Raw genomic sequence first — 22,596 nt, 5'->3', positions numbered from 1 at the left:
CCGCCACTGCGGGATCGGGCTGCACACCCCCGCCTCGGTCCACTACGGCACCGCGACCGAGGTCCGCGCTCAGCGGCAGGCCACCCTCGACGCTGCCTACGCCGCGCACCCCGACCGCTTCGGCCACCGCCGGCCGGCACCGCCGAAACTGCCCACCGCCGCGTGGATCAACCAACCCTCACGGGAGGCCCTCATACAAAGCGCCTGACCGCAGATGTCTCAAACGGCTTGACACCTTCCGCACCACGTGTTCCACGTGCTCGGTGTGTACTACCCCAACTGAGCGAGCTCCTCGAGCACGACTGAGCGATGGCACCGCTCCTCGTCCCTCTCGAAGCAGAGCAGAGCGACATGATGCTCCTGCCTCCAAGAGGCGAGCTCACCGAGCGCGTGCCGCGCCTCGGGGGTCCGAAGGCCAGCCCGATAGCGTGCCCGCCCGACCTCCAACTCTGCGCCGGCAAACAGTGGCCGGTTCTCCTTGGCATTCCCCAAAGACCGCAGATGTTCGTATCGCACCCCTATGTCTCCGAGAGCCGCGCCCAGGCGCGCCTTGCTAAACCCCTGCTTCCGGCTCAACGGTGTGAGGCGGACGTCGGCGACCAGATCAATGCCGGCCGCTTGGATCGCGTCGATGAAGGTTGTGATCTCGCAGCCTTCATACCCAACGGACGACACTCGATTCGGTCGCGCCGGCAGCAGCGCGTCCACGGTCGTCTTCAGGGCGTCCGCGATGGCGGCGATCCGAAACACTCCAGGCTGTTCGACGTGCCCCTGCTCGAGCTTTCGCAATGTCTCAAGTCCCACCCCGGAGGCGATTGCGAGTTGCCCCTGCGTCATGGCGAACTCCCGACGCGCTTGGGCGATCGCAGAACCGAGCACCTGACTCCGGGACGGATGAACGGAAGACTGGCGGGTCACGAGAGTAGTAAAGCATTACGACCTCACCCCAGGGCCAGCCAGTGCCCACGCCACCCAGGCCCGGGAGATCTTCGCCCCCGGCATCGCCGCCTGCGAGGGGTCCTGACGCCACACATGACCTCACCCGGTGCACCTGTAGCGACGCACCGTGACCAACAGCATCGGCGGTCGCCACCCGAACGGCACATGCGCCAGCTGTCGCTGCACCGTTTCCCCCGAGCCACGCCCTGCTCTCCACACCGGTGGCACCAGTCGTCGGGCTCGACGACACGGCAGGCCTGGACCGCGTTCTGCGTCTTTACCGGATGCCCGGTGACTTCCAACCCCAGATGATCGAGACCGGTGAACACGGTCAGGTCGGGCGAAGTGAAGGTAGCGTCAGGCGCATCTGGGGGTTCCCCCCTCCGGGGAAGGTATTGCGGATGGGGAGTTAGAACTTCCATCCTCAGGGAGACCTTGACGCCAACCCAGTCACCGACGCGCCATACCCTCAGGCCCACCTACACCTCGGATTGGGATGAGCCGTCAGGTCGGCGTCGCTCGCGGTCAAGGAGGCTGAGGCGCTGATTTGGGGTGCTGCTACGGGGTAGGCAGGTTGATGGTGAGCGTGCTGCCGTGGTCCGGGCCTGCGCTGGCTGCGGTGAGGCTGCCGCCGTGGGCGTTGATGATGGCCCGGCTGATCGTCAGGCCGATGCCTGAGCCGGTGCGGTCCCGGGTGCGTGCTGCGTCGCCTCGGTAGAACCGCTCGAAGGCGTGGTCGAGTTGCTCGGGCGTCATGCCGTCACCGTTGTCGCTGACGGTGATGCCGACTTGGTCGCGATCGCCGGCCGCCGAAATCATGACGGTGCCGCCAGCCGGGGTGTGGCGTAGGGCATTGTTCAGGAGGTTGGTCAGGACCTGTCCGATGCGGCTTCTGTCCACCAGTACCTGGCGTCCGGCCACTGATCGCTCGTCGATGAGGAGATTCACGCCTTTGGTGGCGTACCGGTCGCGCATGCCTTCGTGTGCGGCCCAGAGCAGGTCGGTGACATGGTGGCTGCGGAGGTCGAGCGCAAGTCGGCCTTCCTCTGCGGTGGAGACTTCGTCGATGTCGTCGGCGAGACGGGCCAGCCGTTGGGTCTGTTCCTCCAGTGCGGCCCTGGACTCGGGACCGAGGCTGGTTACGCCGTCGTGGAGGCCTTCGTGGTACGCGCTGATGGTGGCGATGGGGGTGCGGAGTTCGTGGGCCAGGTCCGAGAGCATTCTGCGACGGGTGTCTTCGACGCTGTCGAGTCGGGCCGCCATGGTGTTGAAGGCTGCGGCGAGGGTTTCGAGTTCGGTGCCGGCAGCGATCGCAGGGACGCGGATGGCGTAGTGCCCCATGGTCAGTTCGCGGGCCGCGTGGGTGACTTGCTCGAGGGGGCGGCGCAGTCGGCGGGTGAGGAACCAGGTGACGGCGCCTGCGGCGAGCAGCGAGATGAGCAGACCGATCCCAACGGAGATGAGGGATGCGTCGCGGTAGGCCATCTCGATGTGGACGAGCTCGGGAGAGTTCTGCTGGTGTCCGGCTTCGAGAAGGTGCTGGTGGAAGATCGGGGGCCCGATGACGGCTGCGACCAGTCCCACGGTCAGTGCGCCGGCCACCAGGACGATGGCCTGCCCGGCCAGGAGCCTGGTCGCGAGGCCGGTCGACGAGGGACTGTGGGTGGTGGTCATCCTTGTCCCATCCGGTAGCCGATGCCTCGCACGGTCGTGACGTAGCGGCCGGTGTCGGGGTCGTCGCCGAGTTTGCGGCGCAGGTGGGCAACGTGGACATCGACGAGGTGCTCGTCCCCGACCCAGTCGGTTCCCCAGATGACGTCAATGAGCTGGCGACGGGTGAAGGCCATCGTGGGTCGTCGAGCCAGCGTGATGAGGAGGTCCCGTTCCGTCGGAGTGAGGGCCACCTCGGTGTCGGCCAGGTGGACGCGATGACCGTTGGGGTCAACACGGAGTGCCCCGACCACTCGGATCGGTTCGCTGCTCGGGGTCTCTGATGCGCTCGTGGACCCGGTCCGGGGGCGGCGCAGCACGGTCTGGACGCGGGCGAGGAGTTCGCGGACGCTGAACGGTTTGGTGACGTAGTCGTCCGCGCCCACGGACAGGCCGATGAGGGTGTCGACCTCGTCCTTGCGGGCGGTGACGACAATGACGTAGCAGTCGGAGAAGGTTCGGATCTGGCGGCATACCTCGATGCCATCCAGCCCGGGCAACCCCAGGTCGAGGATGACGACGTCGGGGGCGTGTTCGCGCACGGCCTGCACCCCGTCGGGCCCGGTGTGGACGGTCGTCGTGGCGTACCCGGCCCGGGACAGGTAGGCGGCGATCAGCCCGGCCAGCGTGGTCTCGTCCTCGATGACCAGCACCCTTGCCGGTGGTGGTGTGGGGTTCGTGCTCACCGCCTCAGTCTCCCGGCTCAAGAGCGAACCTCGTCCACTCCCGGCCTTCTCAGGGGACGATCTTCGTCAAATCTCAACGTGACCACGGCCGGGCCTTGAGGTCACCCACGGACAGTGGTCCTGTCCGCCTCTCCTCATGAGGCGGGCAGGACAGGGTCAGGAGAGCACCGATGATGTGGGGCAACGGGTACGGCATGGGCTGGTGGATGTGGCTGCTGATGGCCGCCGGAACCCTGACGTTCTGGATCGCCGTGGTCCTGGTGGTCCGCGCCCTGCTCCCGGCCCGGAATCGGCAGGGGGGCGGCATGGATCGCCCCGATCCGTTGACGCTGCTCAAGGAATCCCTGGCGCGCGGCGAGGTGAGCGTCGAGGAATACGAGCAACGACGCCGCCTGATCGTTGATGGCCACTGACCCCACCGTGAAAGGCACCATGACCTCCCCCCTGCTCTCGCGACGCAACATCCTCCTCGGCGGATTCGGCATCGCCGCCACCGCCACCGTGGCGGCATGCACCACACCGGCGCCGGGGAAGGCAGGTATGCCGTCGCGCACCTTCGGCGCCCCGGCCCCGCTCTCCCCGTCCCCGAGCCAACGTCTCGTCGAGAAGACTTTGGTGGCCAAGCCGGTCAGTCTCGACCTCGGCGGTCGAACCGTGTCGACCTGGGCGTACGACGGGACCCTCCCCGGGCCGCTGGTCCGGGCGACTGCCGGGGACTTCCTGCGGGTGTCCCTGGACAACCAGCTCCCGGCCGACACCACGATCCACTGGCACGGGATCCGGCTGCGCAACGCCGCCGACGGCGTGCCCGGCCTGACCCAGGACCCGATCAGCTCCGGAACCAAATACGTGTACGAGTTCACCGCACCCGACCCGGGCACCTACTTCTTCCACCCCCACGTCGGGGTCCAGCTCGACCGAGGCCTGTACGCACCGATGATCATCGACGACCCGAACGAAGCCGGCGACTATGACGCCGAGTGGATCGTCGTCCTCGATGACTGGATCGACGGCACCGGCACCACACCCGATGACGTCCTCAAGAAACTCATCGCCGACGGCGGTCCCGCCTCCTCCGGCGGCATGGGCGGGATGGACCACGGGTCGATGGGCGGGATGGACCACGGGTCGATGGGCGGAATGTCGATGGGAACACCTCCGTGGGGTGATGCCGGGGACGTGACCTACCCGTTCTTCCTGATCAACGGCAAACCACCCACCGACCCCGATGTTCTGACCGCCAAGCCGGGTCAGCGGATCCGGTTGCGCGTCATCAATGCCGCCTCTGACACCATCTTCACCGTCGCGCTTGGCGGACACCGGCTGACGATCACCCACAGTGACGGCCACGCCGTCGAACCGACCGAGGTCAGCGCGTTCTACATCGGGATGGGTGAACGCTATGACGCGATCGTCACCCTCGGCGACGGCGTGTTCCCGCTCGTGGCCCGCCCGTTCGGCAAGACCAGCGGCGGACAGGCGATCGCGGTGGTCCGCACCGGCAGCGGCAGCGCGCCCGGCGTCGACGCCGCTCCGGCCGAGCTGTCCGGGCAGGTCCTCATCGGCTCCCAGCTGCGGCCGGCGGAGTCCGCGAAACTACCGGACAAGGCCCCGGATGCCACCGTCGACCTCGCGCTGCAAGGCTCGATGAAGCCCTACCAATGGGGCATGAACGGTGCCAAGTTCGGGGAGAACGAACCACTGACCGTCAAGGCCGGCCAACGGCTGCGGATCAACGCCACGAACCAGACGATGATGACCCACCCGCTGCACCTACACGGGCACACCTTCGCCCTGCCCTCCGGGCTGCGCAAGGACACCGTCCTCATGGCGCCGATGCAGTCCTTCGCGATCGACCTGGACGCCGACAACGCCGGCGACTGGATGATCCACTGCCACAACATCTACCACGCCGAAGCCGGCATGATGATCGCGCTGGAGTACGCGACATGAACACCCGCGCCCGCCGTCGGTTCCTCCTCGCCGGTAGCGCCCTCGCGACACTGGCCGTGCCCGCCTGTGGTTCCACGGGCGCCGCCACCCCCTCGGCACGCGGCGGGTCGCCTGCCGCGGCGCCAGTTTCGTCCCCGGCGTCGGCCTCGTCGAGCCGGCCTCCCGTGGCGATCACCCACATTCACGCCGTGGCCCGCGACCCCAAGTCAGGGGAACTCCTCCTGGCCACCCACGAGGGACTCTTCCGTCACGTCAACGGCGACCTCGTCCAGAACGGACCGGTCATCGATCTCATGGGCTTTGCCGTCGCTCCCGACGGCACGTACTACGCCTCCGGACACCCCGGCGTCGGCGTCGACCTCCCACAGCCGGTTGGGCTCATCACCTCCACCGATGCCGGCCGAAGCTGGCGAGTGGCCTCCCGCGGCGGCCAGTCGGACTTCCACGCCCTGACCGCCGGATCCACCGCGGTCATCGGTTTCGACGGGGTCCTTCGGTCGAGCACCGACGGCACGACGTGGACCACCCGCTCAATCCCAGCTCCGCCGCGCACATTGGCTGCGGCCCCCACCAGTGGGGCACTGCTCGCCACCACCGAAGCCGGGCTCCTGGCCAGCAGCGACACCGGGGCCACCTGGCGAACACTGTCCCCGCCCGTGACGGCGCTCCTGGTCACCTGGGCCGATGAGAAGACCATGGTCATCGCCACCACGACCGGCCAGTTGGGCGTCAGCAGCGACGCCGGAATCACCTGGACCCTCAACCCCACACGCGTCGGCGCCGCCGAGGCGCTGCACGCGGGGCGCGGCCAGGACGGACGCCTCGAGATCGTCGTCGTCGCCGACGGAAAGGTCTTGCGCACCCTCGATGGCGGCACCACTACCGAGAACCTCCTGCCCTGATCCGGCGACGCGATCTTGACCAGACCTTCACGCCACCACGGCCCCACCTCGGCAACAGCTGCGCAGGCTGAGAACACCCAGGCACCCGCCCGGGAAGACACCCAAGGAGCGGAACGATGAACCACTCGACCCGACACCCCGACGAGTACGCCGCCTTCACCACACCGACCAACACGCCCGCCGCCGAAGACACCCAGGCCCCACACGCGCACCACGGCGCCCGCCAGCACTGGCTCATGTGGCTGATGTGCCTGCCCATGGTGCTGCTCGTCGGTGCCCTGATCGCCACCGGCCGCCTCGGCCTCGGCGGGCTCATCTACGCCGCCGGCTGCCTGCTCATGATGGGCCTGATGATGGCTTGGATGAACCACGGCAACAACCAACCCAAACACTGAGACCACCGCATCGCCATGTGAACACCGAACGAACATATACCCCATGGGGGTATACTGGGAGCGTTTCCCCGAAGCAGAGAGGGTGTCAACCATGACCTCGACCCAGTCCTATCTCGTGACCGGAATGACGTGCGGGCACTGCGAAAGCAGCGTGCGTGAGGAGGTGTCCAAGGTGACCGGTGTCCGTGACCTGACCGTCGACGCCGCCAACGGCGAACTCACGATCACCAGCGATCTCCCAGTCGACGACGCAGACGTCATCCGCGCGGTCACCGACGCCGGCTACGCCGCCAGCCGTCGCTGACCCACACGATCCGGCCCTTCATTTCAGGGACATCCCGAGCGCCCGTCAGGAGCAGCGGACATGCAGCACGAACACCAACTCGCCCCGCACGACAACGTGCCCACCCGACCGGGCGCGACCGACCCCGTCTGTGGGATGGACGTCGACCGCGAGAGCGTGCTGACCCTCGAGCACGACGGCACGGCATACCACTTCTGCTCCCAGAGGTGCCGCGACCGGTTCCAGCAGGACCCATCCGCCTATGCCCAAGCCGTCGGCGGCCCAGGCGGCATCCCCCCCGCGACCTCGCCAGTGCGGGGTGAGGTCGCGGAGTGGACCTGCCCGATGCATCCCGAGATCCGCCGACCCGGCCCCGGGTCGTGCCCGATCTGTGGGATGGCCCTGGAACCGGTCACTGTTACCGCTGACGCCGGGCCCAGTCCGGAACTGGCCGACATGACCCGCCGCTTCTGGGTCGCCACCGCTTTGACGATCCCCATCGTCATCCTCGAGATGGGCCGCCACTTCGTCCCGTGGCTGCACGACCTGATCCCGGCCACCGCCTCGGTGTGGGCGCAACTGCTACTGGCCACCCCGGTCGTGCTCTGGGCCGGGTGGCCCTTCTTCGTGCGCGGCTGGGCCTCGGTCCGGACCCGTAACCTCAACATGTTCACCCTGATCGCGATGGGCACCGGCATCGCCTGGCTGTTCAGCCTCGTCGCGACACTCGCGCCGGGGATCTTCCCCACCTCTTTCCGCAGCGACGACGGCACCGTCGACGTGTACTTCGAGGCCGCTGCCGTGATCACCACTTTGGTCCTCCTCGGCCAAGTGCTCGAGCTGCGGGCCCGCGAGCAAACCTCCGGGGCGATCAAGGCACTGCTCGACCTCAGCCCCAAGACGGCCCGTCGCATCACCGACAGCGGCGACGACGAAGAGATCCCGCTGGACGCCGTCCAACGCGGCGACCGGCTCCGCGTCCGCCCGGGCGAAGCCGTCCCCGTCGACGGGACAGTCGAGGAAGGCCGCTCAGCAGTCGACGAGTCCTTGGTCACCGGGGAATCCATGCCCGTGACCAAGACCAGCGGAGACACCGTCATCGGCGGCACCATTAACGGCAGTGGCGGCCTGATCATGCGCGCCGAGAAGGTCGGCCGCGACACCATGCTCGCCCGGATCGTCGCTATGGTCGCCGACGCGCAACGCTCCCGAGCCCCCATACAGCGCATGGCCGACAAGGTCGCCGGCATCTTCGTGCCGGCCGTCATCGTCGTCGCCGTCGTCGCGTTCATCGTGTGGGCGCTGGTCGGACCCGACCCCAAACTGGCGCACGCGCTCATCGTCGCCGTCGCGGTCCTTATCATTGCTTGCCCCTGCGCGCTTGGGCTGGCCACCCCCATGTCGATCATGGTCGGAGTCGGACGCGGCGCGGGACTGGGCGTGCTCATCAAGAACGCCGAAGCCCTCGAGCGTATGGAGAAGGTCGACACCCTCGTGATCGACAAGACCGGGACCCTCACCGAGGGCCGGCCCACCGTCACCAACATCGTCACCACCAGCGAACACTCCGAGGACGACCTGTTGCGCCTCGCCGCCGGTGTCGAGCGTGCCTCCGAGCATCCGCTCGCCTTGGCCATCGTCGAAGCCGCCACCGCCCGGAGCCTGCCCATCCCCGACGTCACAGACTTCGACTCACCAGTCGGCCGCGGCGTCATAGGCACCGTCGAAGGACAGGTCCTGGTCCTCGGCAGCTCCGACTTCCTCGACTCCCACCACATCGACACCACCGACCTCAAGGACCGTGCCGATGAGCTGCGCGGCGACGGAGCCACCGTCATCTACATGGGAGCCGATGGCTGGCTCGTAGGCCTCTTCGCGATCGCAGACCCCATCAAGGCCACCACGCCGGCCGCGCTGAAGGCACTGCGGGAGGAAGGCATCCGGATCGTCATGCTCACCGGCGACAACAAAGTCACCGCCCACGCTGTGGCCAAGACGCTCGGCATCGACCAGGTTGAAGCTGAAGTCCTGCCCGACCACAAGAGCGACATCGTCACCAAGCTCCGGGGCGAAGGCCGCGTGGTCGCGATGGCTGGCGACGGCGTCAACGATGCCCCCGCACTGGCTGCCGCTGACGTGGGCATCGCGATGGGATCGGGCACCGACGTCGCCATGGAGAGCGCTGGAGTCACCCTCCTCAAGGGCGACCTCACCGGCATCGTCCGTGCACGCGAACTCTCCGAGAAAACCATGCGCAACATCCGACAGAACCTGTTCTTCGCGTTCGTCTACAACGCACTCGGCATCCCCATCGCCGCCGGCGTCCTCTACCCCGTTTTCGGAGTCCTGCTCTCACCGATCATCGCCGCCGCAGCCATGGCCTTATCGAGCGTCAGCGTCATCGGCAACGCCCTCCGCCTCCGCGCACAAACAATCACCTGAGACCACGCCGGAGGGCCACGCACGGAGACTGCACGACCCCACCGGACGAGCCGATCTCTGCAAAGTGCCCCGCACGACATCAAGCACTCTTCGCTGCATCTCGACACTGATGTCGAGATGCAACCAATCTTGCGCAGCGGGTGTCGAGATGCAGGCTCTTCGAACTTAACCGGGCATCGCGTGGCAGATGATGGCTGTCGAGATGCACTCAATCTTGTAAGAACGGCGGTTCATTCCAAGAATTAGCGCCCGCGCCGCCGGCAAGACCGCGCTGCACCCTGTCGCGGAACAGGTCGTGCCAGTCAGGGTCGAACCTCGAGCACTGTCCGTGGAAGCCCGCGAGCAACTCGCCTGCCTGGCGGAACGTGTCGGGATCCTGTTGAGCGTGGCTGCCCTCGACCAGCAGGCCGGGCACGAACCTGGTGACGACCAGCTTGGCGGAGGGGGCGCCGTGAATGAGCGTTGGTCCGCGTCCATACTCGCTCCAGACAGCCAGCCAGTCCCGGTGGGCGCGCAGCTCCCGTTCGATGTGTCCGTCGGCAGCGTCCCCGGCCTTCACCACCAGGTGACCCGTCCGGCACCGGACCTCCAAGACCGTCGTACCGGTGGTCTTCCAGCTGTGATCCGCGATGACTTCGACGTCCGGCATCCACTCATTCACCAGACGGCGCTGCTCACCCGTCAGCCGGTCCAACGCGTCCCCCACGACATGAGCCTAACGACGCCGCCGGTCGCGCAACGAGCAACCACGCCATCCGCGTGGATATCGACCCGACTGCTGACGCCGCGCCAGTGCAGGATCCCGTACCGGGTACCGGAAAGGTATCCATTGGCGCCAGGCTGGATTGGCGGCTCTCGAGGCCGGACCGTAGCGCGCGCGGCCGGGGGTTCCGTCTCAAGGAGGAGGCCAGCGAGACGCCTGCGCCACTAGCCTAGGTTGATGCGGCTTTCCCGCGCTGACCTGGTGCTGGCACTGGTGAGTGTCTCGGCAGCGGCCGTCCTCACCGTGTTCGGCAGGTTCGGGTGGCCGGAGCTGTTGTTCTTCACGGTGATGCTTACCTCGCTCACGCTCTTGTCGCGCGAGGTATGGCGAGCTCACAGGCGTGAGCAGGAGTTGCGGCAGGAGGCGCTTCGGGTGGTCAGGATCCGACCCGATGACGTGGCAGCCGAGGCCGTGCGCGACGAGCGACGCAGGTTGTCGGAGGACATCGCGGCTGAGCTCCGCGGAATGCTCACGCAGGTGCGACACGAGGCGGTGCACTCCGAGGATGCGGGCGCGACCGCCCGCAGCATCCATCGCCACGCACGGCTGGCATCTAGTGAGCTGCGTCGGTTGCTGGGGCTGTTGCGGACGAGCGAGAGCGTCCGTGGCGAGGTGCGTCCGGCCCCCGTTGGGGCTGTCACCGGACGCGCCGGACGGGACCGTGCGCTGGCGGGTGCGGCCGGCGCGCTGGCCTTGGTGGAGTCGATCGCCTACCCGCGAGCGGAGGGTCGTGAGCTTGACTGGTGGAGCGTTGCGCTGACAGTGGCGGTCGCGGTCACCGTGCTCGGCCGGACCATCTCGCCGGTCCTGATGGCGGTTGCTGCTGCTGGACTGGTCGGTCTGGGCGCGGTATCGGGGCACGGGGTCACTGGTGGCTTCTGGATGTTGCTCACCGCGACTGGCCTGTTCTGGGCAACGGTCGGGGTTTCTGGAGCGCCGACTCTGCGCTCTTGTGCCGGGCTTCTCTTCGCCGCAACGTTGACCACGTCGGCGGGCGTCAGCGACCAGGAGAATGCTGTAGCGACCACCTTGGTCGTGTGCGCCCTGCTGGCCGTTGCGGTGGTGGATCGTGCCGAGCGAGCGCGCGCGCATCGCGCGCTACACGTCGTTGCAAGACACCGGTCGAGCATTGCCGAAGCGGCCGCGGCGGCGGTCGAGGCCGACCGAGCCGCGTACGCCAGGGAGATCCACGACTCGGTGTCCCATGCGGTCGGGCTCATCGCCATGCAGGCCGGTGCCGCTGAGGTCTCCGCGCGCAGATGCCCCCAGGCTGCCCTCAGTGCGCTCGCACTCATCGCGGCCACGGCGGCAGACGCCCTGGCCGACCTCGACCGGATGCACCCCGACGCGAGCTTGCGCACGCGCACCGTCGATGACTTCGAAGCGCTGTTCGCCCGGATCCGTGCCGCCGGGACGCCTGTGACCATCACCGGCCTGGATCACCTGCCCGCCACTCGCTCCGACGTGGCGTACCGGATCCTCCAGGAGGCTTTGACCAACGTGGTGCGTCACGGTGCGGGCGCGCCGGCCCACGTCAGACTCGCCGTCGACCCGGCGTCTGTGATGATCACCGTCGAGGACGGCGGGCCGGGACCACGGCAGCCGTCCGAGCAAGGCTTCGGCCTGGTCGGACTAGCCGAGCGGGTCCGGCACACCGGCGGCAACTTCCGAGCCGGCGCAGGGGCTGGGGGCCGCGGCTTCGTGGTTGAGGCCACCCTCCCGGCGACCCAGACAGGCGTCTGGTGATGGTGCGAGTGGTGGTTGCCGACGACCATGAACTGCTGCGCGCGGGGCTGGTCACCGTGCTGAGCAGCGACGGACGTATCGAGGTCGTTGCCGAGGCCGAGGACGGCCCGACTGCCGTGCTCCTGGCGACGCGGCATCGTCCAGAAGTCGTCTTGATGGACGTGGAGATGCCTGGCGGCGACGGCATCACCGCGACTCGTGAAATCCACGCCACCTTGCCCGAGACGCGTGTACTGATCCTCACCATGTTCGACCTCGACGACTACGTCGTGGACGGCCTGCGCGCAGGAGCCTCGGGTTTCCTGCTGAAGACAACCGAGCCGCAGGGCCTGGTTCAGGCGGTGCTGGCCTGTGCGGCTGGGCAGGCGACGGTGGGGCTGACGGTACTCGACCGGCTCCTCGACGGCGTCGCCGTACGACCCCGCGACCTCAAGCCGCACCCCGGCCTCACCGACCTGACCGAGCGTGAGCGCGACGTGCTCAGGGCGATGACTTGTGGCCTGTCGAACGCCGAGATCGGCGATGCGCTGTTTCTCGCCGAGTCCACGGTCAAGTCGCACGTAGCGCACATCCTGGCCAAGCTCGGCGTCCGCGACCGGCTCCAGGCTGTCGTCGTGGCTCACCACCACGACCTTGGCTGAGCCTCCTCCTCAAGGACGGTCAGGGTTCGTCCTCGAGGTGGGACCAGGACCGACCTGCGGCCGATGTGGCGTGCCGGCTCGCGAGGGCAACGTGGAACCACCACCGTTGCCACGCAAGGAGCAGCCGATGAAGACCCACCACACGATTGCGTTGGCCCTGACCGCACCCTGGGTGGTCCTGCTCGGCTACGACTTCGGTCACCGGGTCGCGACCGGGGACGGAACCTGGGTCACCGATAGCGACCTGATCGACAACACGGTCCTCAGCTTCTTGGGAACGTGGGCGATCGGGATCATGTTCGCCAGCCTGGCCTGGGTCGTGCACAAGGAGCGCGAGCACTTCGCGGGCGCCCCGAAGGCCGCTCGATGGGCCCGCCGGCCACTGCTTGTCTCACTCATCGCGCTCACACTGGGCTTCTGCCTGGTCAGTTCGACCCAGGTCGCGCTCAGCGTCGACAGCGGGTTCTTCTATGACGCATCCGGACTCGTGGCGTTCCTCGCGATCAGCGCGCTGAGCTTGTCGGCCTTGACCGTCGGCCTGGCTTCGGCCCGTAGCATGGCGCTGGGCTACGGCGGACGCATCCTCGCTCTCGTCCTCCCGACCGTGGTCCTCGGCATCGTGACAGCCCTGCTGGCTGACTTTCCCGCCAGTCCGGTGTTCGGCACCTTCGTCACGCTGATCGGCCTTGCCACCCTCGGCATGGGAGCAGAGCGACCGACCACTGGTCGCGTGGACCCATCGGCCCTGCAAGTCAACGGCCAGTAGATCGCGCTGGTACCGCCGTCTGGGCTGCCCCTGAAGCGCCGTGCCCAAGGTTGCGCGACGGCCTTCGCTGATCGCGGCACGGTCGGAGACGGACGCAACCTCCGGGGTCCAACCCTTGGTCGATGAGCACTGCGGCCACCGCCAGGCCAGCTGCAACGCTTCTCGTCGACTTCGTCAGCGTCCTTGATCTCGCATCGCGGATTGGGAGGGCGGCGCAGCACGCGTCCCGAGAGCGGAACCACGTACGACAAGGTGACGTCCCCCAGCGTGGTGTAAGTCGCCGGGAGTGTCCTCGTTGAAGTTGGGGAGGCCATCGCGTGAGTCTTTGCGTGTACCCGCCAAGGAACACGTGAAAGGAAGCCACGCGATGGCCCTGTCTCAGTCTGCCCTGCTCGAGATCCTGGACGCGATCAAGGAGGCCGATGTGGCCGACCGGGTCCGGGAGTCGGCCGCGACGATCTACCAGGCCTTGATCGAGGCCGAGTTGACCTCGGTGATCGGCGCCGAACCCCACGAACGCACCGATGCCCGCACGACGCAACGCAACGGGCACCGGGCCCGGACCCTGTCCACGACGGCCGGGGACTTGGAGTTGCGGATCCCCAAGCTGCGCACCGGCTCGTCTTCCCGTCCCTGTTGGAGCGACGGCGCCGGGTCGACCAAGCCTTGTACGCGGTGGTGATGGAGGCCTACCTGCACGGGGTGTCCACCCGCAAGGTCGACGACCTGGTCAAAGCCCTCGGGGTCGACACCGGCATCTCCAAGAGCGAGGTCTCCCGCATCTGTGCCGACCTCGACGAAGAGGTCGCGGCCTTCCGTGGCCGCTCGTTGAAGACCGACAGCTACCCGTACGTCTTCCTCGACGCCACCTACTGCAAGGCCCGCGTGAACCGGCGCGTGGTCTCCCAAGCGGTCGTGGTCGCCACCGCCGTCCGGGCTGACGGCAACCGGGAAGTCCTGGGCTTCGACGTCGGCGACAGCGAGGACGGAGCGTTCTGGACCGCGTTCCTGCGCTCCTTGAAGGCCCGCGGCCTGCACGGAGTCCAGCTGGTCATCTCCGACGCCCACGAAGGCCTCAAGGCCGCGATCGGGTCCGTGTTCGCCGGCGCCACCTGGCAACGCTGCCGAGTCCACTTCCTGCGCAACGTCCTGACCCGTGTCCCACGCGGGAACGCTGAGATGGACGCCGCCGCGATCCGCACGATCTTCGCCCAACCTGACGCCGAGCACGTCCACTCCCAGCTCGACATGATCGCCACCATGCTTGGCCGACAGTTCCCATCCGTGGAAGCGATGCTCCTGGACGCCAAGGAAGACATCCTCGCCTTCACCGCCTTCCCGGTCGCGCACTGGAAGAAGATCTGGTCCACCAACCCCCTCGAGCGGGTCAACAAAGAGATCAAACGACGCACCGACGTCGTCGGTGTCTTCCCCAACCCCGAAGCCCTGCTCCGCCTCGCTGGCGCAGTCCTGGTCGAGATCCACGACGAATGGGCTGTCGCCGACCGTCGCTACCTCTCCGAGGCATCCATGAAGACCATCACCACCATGACCAAGGAGGTAGCGCCCACCACCGCGCTGACGGCATAGTCAGCACCAGCAAAGACCCCGCGTCGGCTACTTACACCACGCCCGGGGACTCACCCTACGACGGTCAAGGGGTCTGTCAGGAACTTTGTGTAAAGGTGAGCGGCATGGGCACTGATGCTCCGCTGATCACTCAGGTCGTCGACGGCGCCGACAGCGAGGACTACCTGTCGCTGCGACGGCTGGCAACGCCGCGGGCCGAACGGTTCAAGCTCGGCAAGGCACTGCGGCACAAGGTCCCCCGGCGCGCGCTGGCGGAATGGTCGGCGCCGGCCAACCGTCCCGACCCGATCGACCTGATTCGCTTCTCCCACATCGGTCGGGTGGAGCATCTGATCCCGACCCGGGTCGCCCGGATGATCGGCTCGCCCTACGGCTTCCTGCGCGGCACGGCGGTCGTGATGGCCGACGACGTCGCCTACCTGCCCTCCACCGGGATCACCCCGGTGGTGTGCGGCGACTCCCACCTGGGCAACTTCGGCTTCTACGCCTCGCCCGAGGGCGAGCTGGTGATCGACCGCAACGACTTCGACGAGGCGCACCCGGGTGCCTGGGAGTGGGATCTGCGGCGGTTGGTGGCCGCGATCCACGTCGCCGGACGGGAGAACAACGCGACCGAGGAGCAGTGCGACGAGGCGGTGCGGGCCTGCGTCCGGGCCTATCGCGATCACGTCCGCTACCTCGCCGACCAGCCGCTGCTGGCCCGCTCCTACTCGCGGATGGACGCCGAGCGGCTGTCCGACTCGGCGGGGAACACCGGGTTGAAGGCAGAGATCGAGCGTGCGGCCAAACGGGCGCGGACGCGCACCAGCGACCGTGCCCTTCCGCGATTCACGCACGAGCACCAGGGCCGTCGCCGGATCGTGGACGAGCCGCCACTGATCGTGCATGTGGACGATCGCGAGTACGACGCTATCGCCGCGGGTCTGGACGACTATCTGCAGACGCTGGCGCCGCACTGGCGGCGGGCGATCGGCGGCTACCACCTGATCGACATCGCTCACAAGGTGGTCGGTGTCGGCAGCGTGGGGCTAGGCGCGTACGTGGCGTTACTGGAGGGGTCGAGCCCGTCCGACATGGTGTTTCTGCAGTTGAAGCAGGCCAGGCGCTCGGTGCTCGCGCCGTACGTCCACGGTGAGCGGGCCTGGCACAAACACCAGGGGCAGCGGGTGGTGGAGTACCAGCAGGCGATGCAGACGGTCAGCGATCCGCTGCTCGGCTGGACCACGATCGACGACCGCCAGTACTACGTCCGGCAGTTCCGCAACATGAAGGGCACCGTGCCGCTGGACGCGATCGACGCCAACGCGCTGTCCGACTACGCGGGGATCGTCGGCCGGCTGCTCGGCAAAGGCCACTCCCGCACCAGCGGAGCCTCGATGATCGCCGGCTACCTGGGCAAGAGCGACGCGGTTGCCGATGCCCTGGTGACGTTTGCCCGGTTGTACGCGGATCAGACCGAGGCAGACCATGCCCGGTCGGTGCAGGCGGTGCGTCGGGGGGATCTGCCGTGCGATCCAACGGCTCTGGAAAACCGGGCGTCGGCGTTCCTGCCTGGGGCGTGAGGCTGGGACCGACCTATAACTTCACCAGCCCCTTTGTCGGGAGTGGCCTGAATAGCTCGAATGACTGATAGGGGTAGAAATGGGCCCAGAAGACCGCGATCCGAGCGTCAACCCACACCTGCCGTACTCACCAGACGCCTCGGAGGCTTGGCCGTCCTCCCCGGCGGACGCCCAACGACGACTGTTCCATGCGTGAGATCGCCTGATCCACGCACCTTGAGTCGATGGCGTCTGAGCGGGTTACCGGGGTTCCGGTGCCCGACCGCCACCCGACATGGGCGGGTACGGGTCGCCCAGCTTGATGACGGCCCGGTTCTCAGAAACCTCCATGACCTGCACCCCGCAGGACGCGAAGCTATCCCGCCACCCCAAACCGTGCCACGCGCCCGCCCCCCAGAGGGTGCTTGCCCCGTGCTGACCATTCGGGGCCCCGACGTGCATCACCGCGTACTCGCTGTACCTGGGGTCGCTGGAGGCCTGCAGCCGTGCGGCACCCGGCGCGGTCGTGTCCACGTGCCAGATCGCGACACCCGCCCCCGGTACCCAGCTTTCGTAGCCGATCTGCAGGTCGGACCTGTTGGCCCGGAATTCGAGCAGGTAGAACTCCAGGGGACGACCTGGCCGGTGGATGATGATTGGCGCGTCCGGTTTGTTGACGCCTGGGAGCACCACGTGTCCTCTACTCGCGTCGGTGAACACCCGCGGCTCGCTCCACCCCAGGACCAGTTTGTGCCAGGGATCGAGATGACAGGCGACCTGATTCGCCTGCGTCCCGCCGACGGAGGTGCTCATCATCGTGAGCTGAGCGCTCTTGCCCTGCGGCCATCCGTACAGGTCCAGTGCACCGAGCGAGTGCGCCACTTCATGAGCGAACAACGTGAAGCTGTTGCCTTCTCCGAGAAAGGCGCACAGCAGACGGACCTTGCGCCCGGTGGCAGTGGTGATCTCGTTGACGGCTCGGTTCACCGGCCCGAAGTTCGGAATGTTCTCCACGGTGATGACCAGGAGTTCGTCGGGGCCGACGTCACCGTCAGCGTCAAGGTCGAGTTCGTCGAGGTTCAGAGCATTCTGGCGGACAGCCTCCGTCACGATCCGGTGCCCGCGGCCACTGGCGTCCCCGAGATCCGCGGCGGAGGGCGCCGCCAATCGGATCGGGCCCACCACCTTCCAGCGCAACGGCCGAAAACGGTGCTGGGAGTTCTCGGCGAAGTATTCGAGCAGGCTGCCCGGATTGTCGGGCGTGAAGGGTGGCGTGCCTCCCAACCTGCCGACGAGGGTGGAGTACCAGGACGCCGACCGACTCAGCGGGGGGTGTCCGTCGTAGGTGACGAGAACGGTGAGCACCTGGAAGTTGCCCAGGGCCGGTTTCCCGCCGGGACGCATGCTGTCGTAGCCGAAATCGGCAAGCGGCACTGCCGTCGGGACTGCTTTGGGCCCGAATCGAAGTCGGTCGCTCAGTTGCGGATCGCGGATCAGCTCCGGCAGGACTCGGCCGTCAGTGTCCGGCTTCTCCACTTGCCCCGAACACGTTCGACGTTCAACATCCCCGATGGCGTTCATGAATCCTCCCCGGTTACGACTGCAATAGATGGCATCTGAAGTCTGTCCAAAGATCGGAGAACGTGAATCGGTAGAATTGCCTAAATCTCGGGCTCGCCGATCCGGGAAAGCCTGGCGAAGGGGCACGCCACGATGACCGCTGACCACCTTGCCCTCGGGGTCATGCCGAGTGTGCCGACGGCATGGTTGGCGACAGCAATCCGCAGGCTGCGCGGAATCCGCCCACAGTTGCAGGTGTCGCTGCGCGCGATGTGGGCAGACCACTCCTCGCTGGCCGCCGTTCGGGAGGGGTCTGTCGACCTGGCGTTGCTGATCGGCCCGATCGGAGACCCACGGCTGTCAGTGACCACCCTGTGCTCCCTTGCGGCGCAAGCATTCGTCGGGCCTGACAACCCCCTGGCCGGGCATCGATCTCTGCAGCTGACAGACCTGTTGCACGAGCCGACCTTCCGCCGTCCTGAGCCGGTGGACGTCGCCTGGCGCGAACACTGGCTGCACTCGAGTGCTCGTGCCGGGCGGGAACCCCGATTCGTGACGGTGGGCGCGACGACCGAGCAGGATGCGATCCTGGCGATCGGCACTACTCGGGCCGTCGGCTACGCGCCGTCCAACTGGGCGGCCGGATCCGGCCTGATCAAGGTGCCTGTCATCGACGGGCCAGTCGCCCCGGTCCAGGTGATCCGGCCGCTGGGTCACTCCTCGGGCGTCGTCCATGAGTTCTGTCATGCACTCGCCTCGGCTGTCACGAGCGCTCCCGCGGCGGAGGCTCGGGTGGCGGGGCTGGCCTGTCTCGGCTGGACCAACAAGGAGATCGCCATGCATTGCCGGGTCTCCGTGAGAACAGTTGACGCCCAGATCTCATCACTCCTGCGGCGGTACGGCGTCCGTAACCGGACTGAGCTCATGAGCCGATGGCAGCACGAGCCGGTCGTGGACCTTGACTGAGCAGGGAGACGCTGCGCCCGAAGAGAGTCCGGGTCAGTCGTCGTAGACGTCGCTGCGGTGGAAGTTGAGCGCTGAACGCGACGCGGTCGGCCCGCGCTGACCGAGGTAGCGGGACCCGTACTTCTCACTGCCGTAGGGGTGTTCGGCCGCGCTGGAGAGCCGGAAAAAGCAGAGCTGGCCGATCTTCATCCCCGGCCAGAGCAGGATCGGAAGGGTGGCGACGTTGCTCAGCTCCAGGGTGACGTGCCCGGAGAAGCCCGGGTCGATGAACCCGGCCGTGGAGTGCGTGAGCAGCCCGAGCCGGCCCAGACTGGACTTTCCCTCCAGCCGGGCGGCGATGTCGTCCGGCAGCGTGACGACCTCGAAAGTGGAGCCGAGCACGAACTCGCCGGGATGCAGCACGAACGGTTCGTCCCGCTCGGTCTCGACCAGGCGGGTCAGGTCGGGCTGGTCCTGCGCGGGGTCGATCACCGGGTAACGGTGGTTGTCGAAGAGCCGGAACCAGCGGTCCAACCGCACGTCCACACTGGACGGTTGGATCATCTGCTCATCAAACGGCTCCAGCCGCACCCGCTCGGCGTCGAGCTCGGGATGAACTCGGGCCAGGAGCGGCGCCACATCGCGACCATCGCCGGGTACTTGCCCTGCCAGGCATCCGCGAACTCCTCGAACGCCGTTTCGGCGGCCTCGAGCGTGGGCGCGCCGTACACAGCCTTGAGCTGGCGGGTGATCGCCGACCAGTGCGCCTTGGACGCGTACCGCAGACTGTTGCGCACCAGGTGCACCACACACGTCTGAACCGTCGCCTGGGGCCAGGTCGCAACGATCGCGTCCGGGAGCCCCTTGGGGCCGTCGCAGCGGACGATGCATGCGTCGAGGATGCCACGGTTGCGCAGGTCGGTCAGCATGTTCATCCACTGCTTCGCGCCCTCCCCGCCGGTCGGGCCGACCCACAGCCCGAGGACTTCCCGGATCCCCTCGACGCTGATCCCGACCGCGACATAGACGGGCCGGTTCGCGACCGTCCCAGAGCGGACCTTCAATACGATCGCGTCGATCAGGATGACCGGGTACACCGGGTCGAGCGGACGGGCCTGCAGTCCCGCAGGTCCTTCAGGACCTGGTCGGTGACCCGGGAGACCAGGTCCTTGGAGACGGTCGTGCCGTACACGTCGGACAGGTGGTTGACGATGTCGCCGGTGGTCAACCCCTTGGCGTACAGCGAGATGACGTTCGCGTCGAACCCCGGCAGTCGGCGTTGATGCTTGGGCACAATCACCGGCTCGAACGTGCCCGCCCGGTCCCGCGGCACCGCCACGGTCACCTCACCGATGTCGGTGCGGACCGTCTTGGGTGTCGACCCGTTCCGCGAGTTCCCGCCGTTGCGGCCGACCGGGTCGTGCTTGTCGTAACCCAGATGCGCCGCCAGCTCGGCCTCCAACGCCGACTGAAGGACCTGCTTGGTCAACGCCGTCAACAAGCCTCCCTCGCCGGTCAGGGCGATGCCCCGCTCCGACGCCGACGCGACCAGCTCGCTCGCCAACGCGGTCATGTCCGGACCGGTCGCGCCGGCGGGTACCAGACCCGAGCCGACGGCTCGGTGCGGGTCGTCGACCACCTCGTCGTGATCATCCATGGCGTGATCTTCCTTCCGCCCCCACCCGAGAGTGAGGACCTCACGCCGACGTCACTTACACAAAGTTCCTGACAGACCCCGTTATGCACCTCGGGCGTGTTGATTAGTCCAGGTTATGAATGGGCCAGTCGGGATGCAGGCCTCCTGCGGCCGCACTGGAGGAGAAGCGAGCGCTTCAACCGGCCGCGGACCGACTTCAGGTCAAGCGGTTCGGCGGATCGAGTGAGAGTTGCTCCACTAGGCGGAAGTCGCTGACTTCGCTGAATCGAAGGGCGCGCCCAGGCTCCCTATGGAGGACGCCCGTAGCAGACACGATCCGCCGGTCAGTGTTGGCCTCGCCGGCGACGTGGTAGTCGGCATCGTTGAGTTCCAGCGAGATGTTCCGGGCTTTGTCGTTGTCGAGAGCTCGTAGCGTCACGCGGCCGACTTCGTCTTCCTCGCCACGGTCGAGACGCTTTACGTAGCCCACGATCGTTTGACGACCGACAACCGGCGCACCCTTCAGCACCTCACCAACTTGCCTGATCGCTTCCGATGCTTCACCGGAGAGAGTGACTGCGGTGGGTGCTTGACGTGCTGGGAGTCGATCGGCCCAGGAGAAGGCGACGCCCAAGTCCGCGATGCTGGTTGTGTCGAGTGTGTTGGCGACCGCCTCGCAAAGCTCGGATGAGACACCGACGCCAACCGCTTCCGTGATGCTGCTACGGGACGGTTCCGCGGCGCTATGAGTCAACTCGTGCAGCGTCGACAATCCTTCGGCGAGCCTCAACATCGCTCGGCGTGCGAACGGCTGGTACTCGACATCCTCGAAGAGCAGAGCGTCCTCCACGTCGTCTGGCTTGAGAACTGGAAGGCGACTAATGACGGGAACGATGTAGCTCCCATGACGCGTCTGGGCCATCCGCACGCCGTTGGCGTGGAGCCGCGCGGCATCGGGCACGCTGTGCCCAAAATAGCTCCGCGGCTGCAGTGCTGAGTTCGCTGAGGCCTGGATCGCACGTCGGACCGAGTCGACAAGAGTCGAGGCATCTCCAAGCGGCAACGTGTCATCAATCTGGCCAGACGCCCGGAACTCGGCGATGTCCGAACCCGCTTTGGCGATCGCCAAGAGCACGCCGGCGGCATCCGTGCCCAACGCGCGGGAAATGCTCGTGAGCATCTCCGACCAGCGCAGGGTGAAGTCAGGGGATGAGGTCAGGGTGGGGACCACTACCCGGCTGTCTTCGCGGCGCCAGCTCTGCGCGATGTTGCCTAGGACGCCATCACGAGTCCACCCGAGCCCCCTAAGCCACTCGGTCACGTCTTCAGGAACAACTGACTGAGTGTTTAGAGTCTGGGTCGTCATGAGGTCCACCTCGCTGCTTGGGCGTCCATGAGCATTCGCATCGCCGTCGACGTGAGCAGGTTGGTCAGCGGGACCTTCAGCCGGATCGTGGAGGTGTTGCTTGTGGCGGGCATCCCGAAGAGGGGCAGGTCGTAGGCCGACCTCGCCAGATGGGTTCCGTGGGCGTCCATTAGGTGCCAGGCGTCGACATCGTCCCCGACCACGATCAGTGCCAAGACGCCGTAGCCCGAGCGCAGCGTGGACCGCAGTAGGTCGTACGTCCGGACGTCCAAGTCATGCATCAAAAGGCCGTCGTGGACCTCTGGCTTGCTTGTGGCCTTGAGCTGGAAGTCGACGACGTGGAGGCCGCTGTTCACGGTCATATCTACACCTCGCTCGTCGTCGGTGACGATTTCGTAGGTGAAGTCAGCCGCGGCGGCAGCTGCGATCAGCCACGCGCGGCTGAACCGCTCCTTCTGTTTCGCTGAGCCGTCCGCCACGGGTCACCGCACCGGAAGGTGTCAAGCCGTTTGAGACATCTGCGGTCAGGCGCTTTGTATGAGGGCCTCCCGTGAGGGTTGGTTGATCCACGCGGCGGTGGGCAGTTTCGGCGGTGCCGGCCGGCGGTGGCCGAAGCGGTCGGGGTGCGCGGCGTAGGCAGCGTCGAGGGTGGCCTGCCGCTGAGCGCGGACCTCGGTCGCGGTGCCGTAGTGGACCGAGGCGGGGGTGTGCAGCCCGATCCCGCAGTGGCGG

Annotated in this window: 19 protein-coding genes and 5 pseudogenes; 13 read left to right on the top strand and 11 right to left on the bottom strand. The window is 67.2% G+C overall.

All coding sequences use genetic code 11. The features are described 5' to 3' along the window. Positions 1-208, top strand: a pseudogene (locus tag BN11_RS24460) (hypothetical protein); the annotation flags it as partial. A gap of 62 nt (positions 209-270) precedes the next feature. Here the strand turns inward: BN11_RS24460 and BN11_RS20010 are convergent. The 4 genes and pseudogenes from BN11_RS20010 to BN11_RS20000 form a co-directional block, all read right to left on the bottom strand. Further along, a complete protein-coding gene (locus BN11_RS20010; RefSeq protein WP_157044302.1) occupies positions 271-918 on the bottom strand; it encodes a DUF488 family protein, N3 subclade in 648 nt (215 codons plus the stop codon). A gap of 39 nt (positions 919-957) precedes the next feature. Then, positions 958-1,361: pseudogene (locus BN11_RS25490) on the bottom strand (hypothetical protein); the annotation flags it as partial. A gap of 136 nt (positions 1,362-1,497) precedes the next feature. Continuing rightward, a complete protein-coding gene (locus BN11_RS20005) occupies positions 1,498-2,613 on the bottom strand; it encodes a sensor histidine kinase (RefSeq protein ID WP_006594881.1) in 1,116 nt (371 codons plus the stop codon). Next, positions 2,610-3,335: a response regulator transcription factor gene (locus BN11_RS20000; RefSeq protein ID WP_010849400.1), complete on the bottom strand. Its 726-nt coding sequence runs from the start codon at positions 3,333-3,335 to the stop codon at positions 2,610-2,612. The genes BN11_RS20005 and BN11_RS20000 overlap by 4 nt, the downstream gene beginning before the upstream one ends. 170 nt (positions 3,336-3,505) lie before the next feature. On the opposite strand from BN11_RS20000, the gene BN11_RS19995 reads away from it, so the two are divergent. The 6 genes from BN11_RS19995 to BN11_RS19970 all read left to right on the top strand — a co-directional run bounded on the left by BN11_RS19995 (position 3,506) and on the right by BN11_RS19970 (position 9,310). Continuing rightward, positions 3,506-3,748: an SHOCT domain-containing protein gene (locus BN11_RS19995; RefSeq protein WP_010849399.1), complete on the top strand. Its 243-nt coding sequence runs from the start codon at positions 3,506-3,508 to the stop codon at positions 3,746-3,748. Positions 3,749-3,767: 19 nt separating this feature from the next. Beyond that, complete coding sequence (locus BN11_RS19990; protein WP_048702066.1) at positions 3,768-5,288, top strand: multicopper oxidase family protein; 1,521 nt, start codon at positions 3,768-3,770, stop codon at positions 5,286-5,288. A 164-nt stretch (positions 5,289-5,452) separates the two neighbouring features. Continuing rightward, the gene (locus BN11_RS19985) at positions 5,453-6,190 is read left to right on the top strand and encodes a F510_1955 family glycosylhydrolase (RefSeq protein ID WP_235435565.1); all 738 of its coding nucleotides are present in this window, start codon (positions 5,453-5,455) and stop codon (positions 6,188-6,190) included. A gap of 116 nt (positions 6,191-6,306) precedes the next feature. After that, positions 6,307-6,585 (top strand): hypothetical protein, encoded by a 279-nt coding sequence (locus BN11_RS19980; protein ID WP_010849396.1) that lies wholly within the window; start codon positions 6,307-6,309, stop codon positions 6,583-6,585. Between the two features lie 91 nt (positions 6,586-6,676). Beyond that, positions 6,677-6,889: a heavy-metal-associated domain-containing protein gene (locus BN11_RS19975; protein WP_048700163.1), complete on the top strand. Its 213-nt coding sequence runs from the start codon at positions 6,677-6,679 to the stop codon at positions 6,887-6,889. A gap of 60 nt (positions 6,890-6,949) precedes the next feature. After that, positions 6,950-9,310 carry a heavy metal translocating P-type ATPase gene (locus BN11_RS19970; RefSeq protein ID WP_048700161.1) on the top strand — a complete coding sequence of 787 codons (2,361 nt, stop codon included), beginning with the start codon at positions 6,950-6,952 and terminating at the stop codon, positions 9,308-9,310. A 208-nt stretch (positions 9,311-9,518) separates the two neighbouring features. Here the strand turns inward: BN11_RS19970 and BN11_RS19965 are convergent, their stop codons facing one another. Continuing rightward, complete coding sequence (locus BN11_RS19965) at positions 9,519-10,016, bottom strand: hypothetical protein (protein WP_053084197.1); 498 nt, start codon at positions 10,014-10,016, stop codon at positions 9,519-9,521. A 234-nt stretch (positions 10,017-10,250) separates the two neighbouring features. Here BN11_RS19965 and BN11_RS19960 point away from each other — a divergent pair, with 234 nt between their 5' ends. The 5 genes and pseudogenes from BN11_RS19960 (at position 10,251) to BN11_RS19940 (ending at position 16,378) form a co-directional block, all read left to right on the top strand. After that, positions 10,251-11,819, top strand: a complete 1,569-nt coding sequence (locus BN11_RS19960) for a sensor histidine kinase (protein ID WP_048700159.1) — start codon at positions 10,251-10,253, stop codon at positions 11,817-11,819. A gap of 11 nt (positions 11,820-11,830) precedes the next feature. After that, positions 11,831-12,460, top strand: coding sequence for a response regulator (locus BN11_RS19955; protein WP_235435564.1), 630 nt, complete (start codon positions 11,831-11,833; stop codon positions 12,458-12,460). Positions 12,461-12,587: 127 nt separating this feature from the next. Beyond that, positions 12,588-13,226, top strand: coding sequence for a hypothetical protein (locus tag BN11_RS19950; protein ID WP_048700155.1), 639 nt, complete (start codon positions 12,588-12,590; stop codon positions 13,224-13,226). A gap of 367 nt (positions 13,227-13,593) precedes the next feature. Continuing rightward, positions 13,594-14,816 (top strand): annotated as a pseudogene (locus BN11_RS19945) (IS256 family transposase). 104 nt (positions 14,817-14,920) lie between these two features. Further along, the gene (locus tag BN11_RS19940) at positions 14,921-16,378 is read left to right on the top strand and encodes a DUF2252 domain-containing protein (protein ID WP_048700154.1); all 1,458 of its coding nucleotides are present in this window, start codon (positions 14,921-14,923) and stop codon (positions 16,376-16,378) included. Between the two features lie 240 nt (positions 16,379-16,618). Here the strand turns inward: BN11_RS19940 and BN11_RS19935 are convergent, their stop codons facing one another. Beyond that, entirely contained in the window at positions 16,619-18,064 is a 1,446-nt protein-coding gene (locus tag BN11_RS19935; RefSeq protein WP_157044301.1) for a metallopeptidase domain-containing protein, read from the bottom strand. 6 nt (positions 18,065-18,070) lie between these two features. Between BN11_RS19935 and BN11_RS19930 the strand changes: the two genes are divergently transcribed. After that, the gene (locus BN11_RS19930) at positions 18,071-18,883 is read left to right on the top strand and encodes a LysR substrate-binding domain-containing protein (RefSeq protein WP_048700150.1); all 813 of its coding nucleotides are present in this window, start codon (positions 18,071-18,073) and stop codon (positions 18,881-18,883) included. Positions 18,884-18,916: 33 nt separating this feature from the next. On the opposite strand, the gene dcd is transcribed toward BN11_RS19930, so the two are convergent. The 5 genes and pseudogenes from dcd to BN11_RS24455 all read right to left on the bottom strand — a co-directional run. Continuing rightward, positions 18,917-19,426: a dCTP deaminase gene (gene dcd, locus BN11_RS19925; RefSeq protein WP_235435563.1), complete on the bottom strand. Its 510-nt coding sequence runs from the start codon at positions 19,424-19,426 to the stop codon at positions 18,917-18,919. 44 nt (positions 19,427-19,470) lie between these two features. Then, positions 19,471-20,435: pseudogene (locus BN11_RS26365) on the bottom strand (IS256 family transposase); the annotation flags it as partial. A gap of 280 nt (positions 20,436-20,715) precedes the next feature. Further along, complete coding sequence (locus BN11_RS19915; protein WP_157044300.1) at positions 20,716-21,864, bottom strand: hypothetical protein; 1,149 nt, start codon at positions 21,862-21,864, stop codon at positions 20,716-20,718. Continuing rightward, positions 21,861-22,343, bottom strand: coding sequence for a DUF4365 domain-containing protein (locus tag BN11_RS19910; protein WP_048700143.1), 483 nt, complete (start codon positions 22,341-22,343; stop codon positions 21,861-21,863). The genes BN11_RS19915 and BN11_RS19910 overlap by 4 nt, the downstream gene beginning before the upstream one ends. 45 nt (positions 22,344-22,388) lie before the next feature. Continuing rightward, positions 22,389-22,596 (bottom strand): annotated as a pseudogene (locus BN11_RS24455) (hypothetical protein); the annotation flags it as partial.

The sequence above is a fragment of the Nostocoides australiense Ben110 genome (assembly GCF_001050535.1).
Taxonomy (GTDB): domain Bacteria; phylum Actinomycetota; class Actinomycetes; order Actinomycetales; family Dermatophilaceae; genus Nostocoides_A; species Nostocoides_A australiense.
This window is presented reverse-complemented; position numbering and strand designations above follow the sequence as displayed.

Bases quoted from the DNA above. Each gene is read 5' to 3' on its own strand.
- BN11_RS20005 (WP_006594881.1), bottom strand. From the start codon at position 2,613: ATGACCACCACCCACAGTCCCTCGTCGACCGGCCTCGCGACCAGGCTC.
- BN11_RS19995 (WP_010849399.1), top strand. From the start codon at position 3,506: ATGATGTGGGGCAACGGGTACGGCATGGGCTGGTGGATGTGGCTGCTG.
- BN11_RS19990 (WP_048702066.1), top strand. From the start codon at position 3,768: ATGACCTCCCCCCTGCTCTCGCGACGCAACATCCTCCTCGGCGGATTC.
- BN11_RS19980 (WP_010849396.1), top strand. From the start codon at position 6,307: ATGAACCACTCGACCCGACACCCCGACGAGTACGCCGCCTTCACCACA.
- BN11_RS19975 (WP_048700163.1), top strand. From the start codon at position 6,677: ATGACCTCGACCCAGTCCTATCTCGTGACCGGAATGACGTGCGGGCAC.
- BN11_RS19970 (WP_048700161.1), top strand. From the start codon at position 6,950: ATGCAGCACGAACACCAACTCGCCCCGCACGACAACGTGCCCACCCGA.
- BN11_RS19960 (WP_048700159.1), top strand. From the start codon at position 10,251: ATGCGGCTTTCCCGCGCTGACCTGGTGCTGGCACTGGTGAGTGTCTCG.
- BN11_RS19950 (WP_048700155.1), top strand. From the start codon at position 12,588: ATGAAGACCCACCACACGATTGCGTTGGCCCTGACCGCACCCTGGGTG.
- BN11_RS19940 (WP_048700154.1), top strand. From the start codon at position 14,921: ATGGGCACTGATGCTCCGCTGATCACTCAGGTCGTCGACGGCGCCGAC.
- BN11_RS19930 (WP_048700150.1), top strand. From the start codon at position 18,071: ATGACCGCTGACCACCTTGCCCTCGGGGTCATGCCGAGTGTGCCGACG.
- dcd (WP_235435563.1), bottom strand. From the start codon at position 19,426: ATGATCCAACCGTCCAGTGTGGACGTGCGGTTGGACCGCTGGTTCCGG.
- BN11_RS19915 (WP_157044300.1), bottom strand. From the start codon at position 21,864: ATGACGACCCAGACTCTAAACACTCAGTCAGTTGTTCCTGAAGACGTG.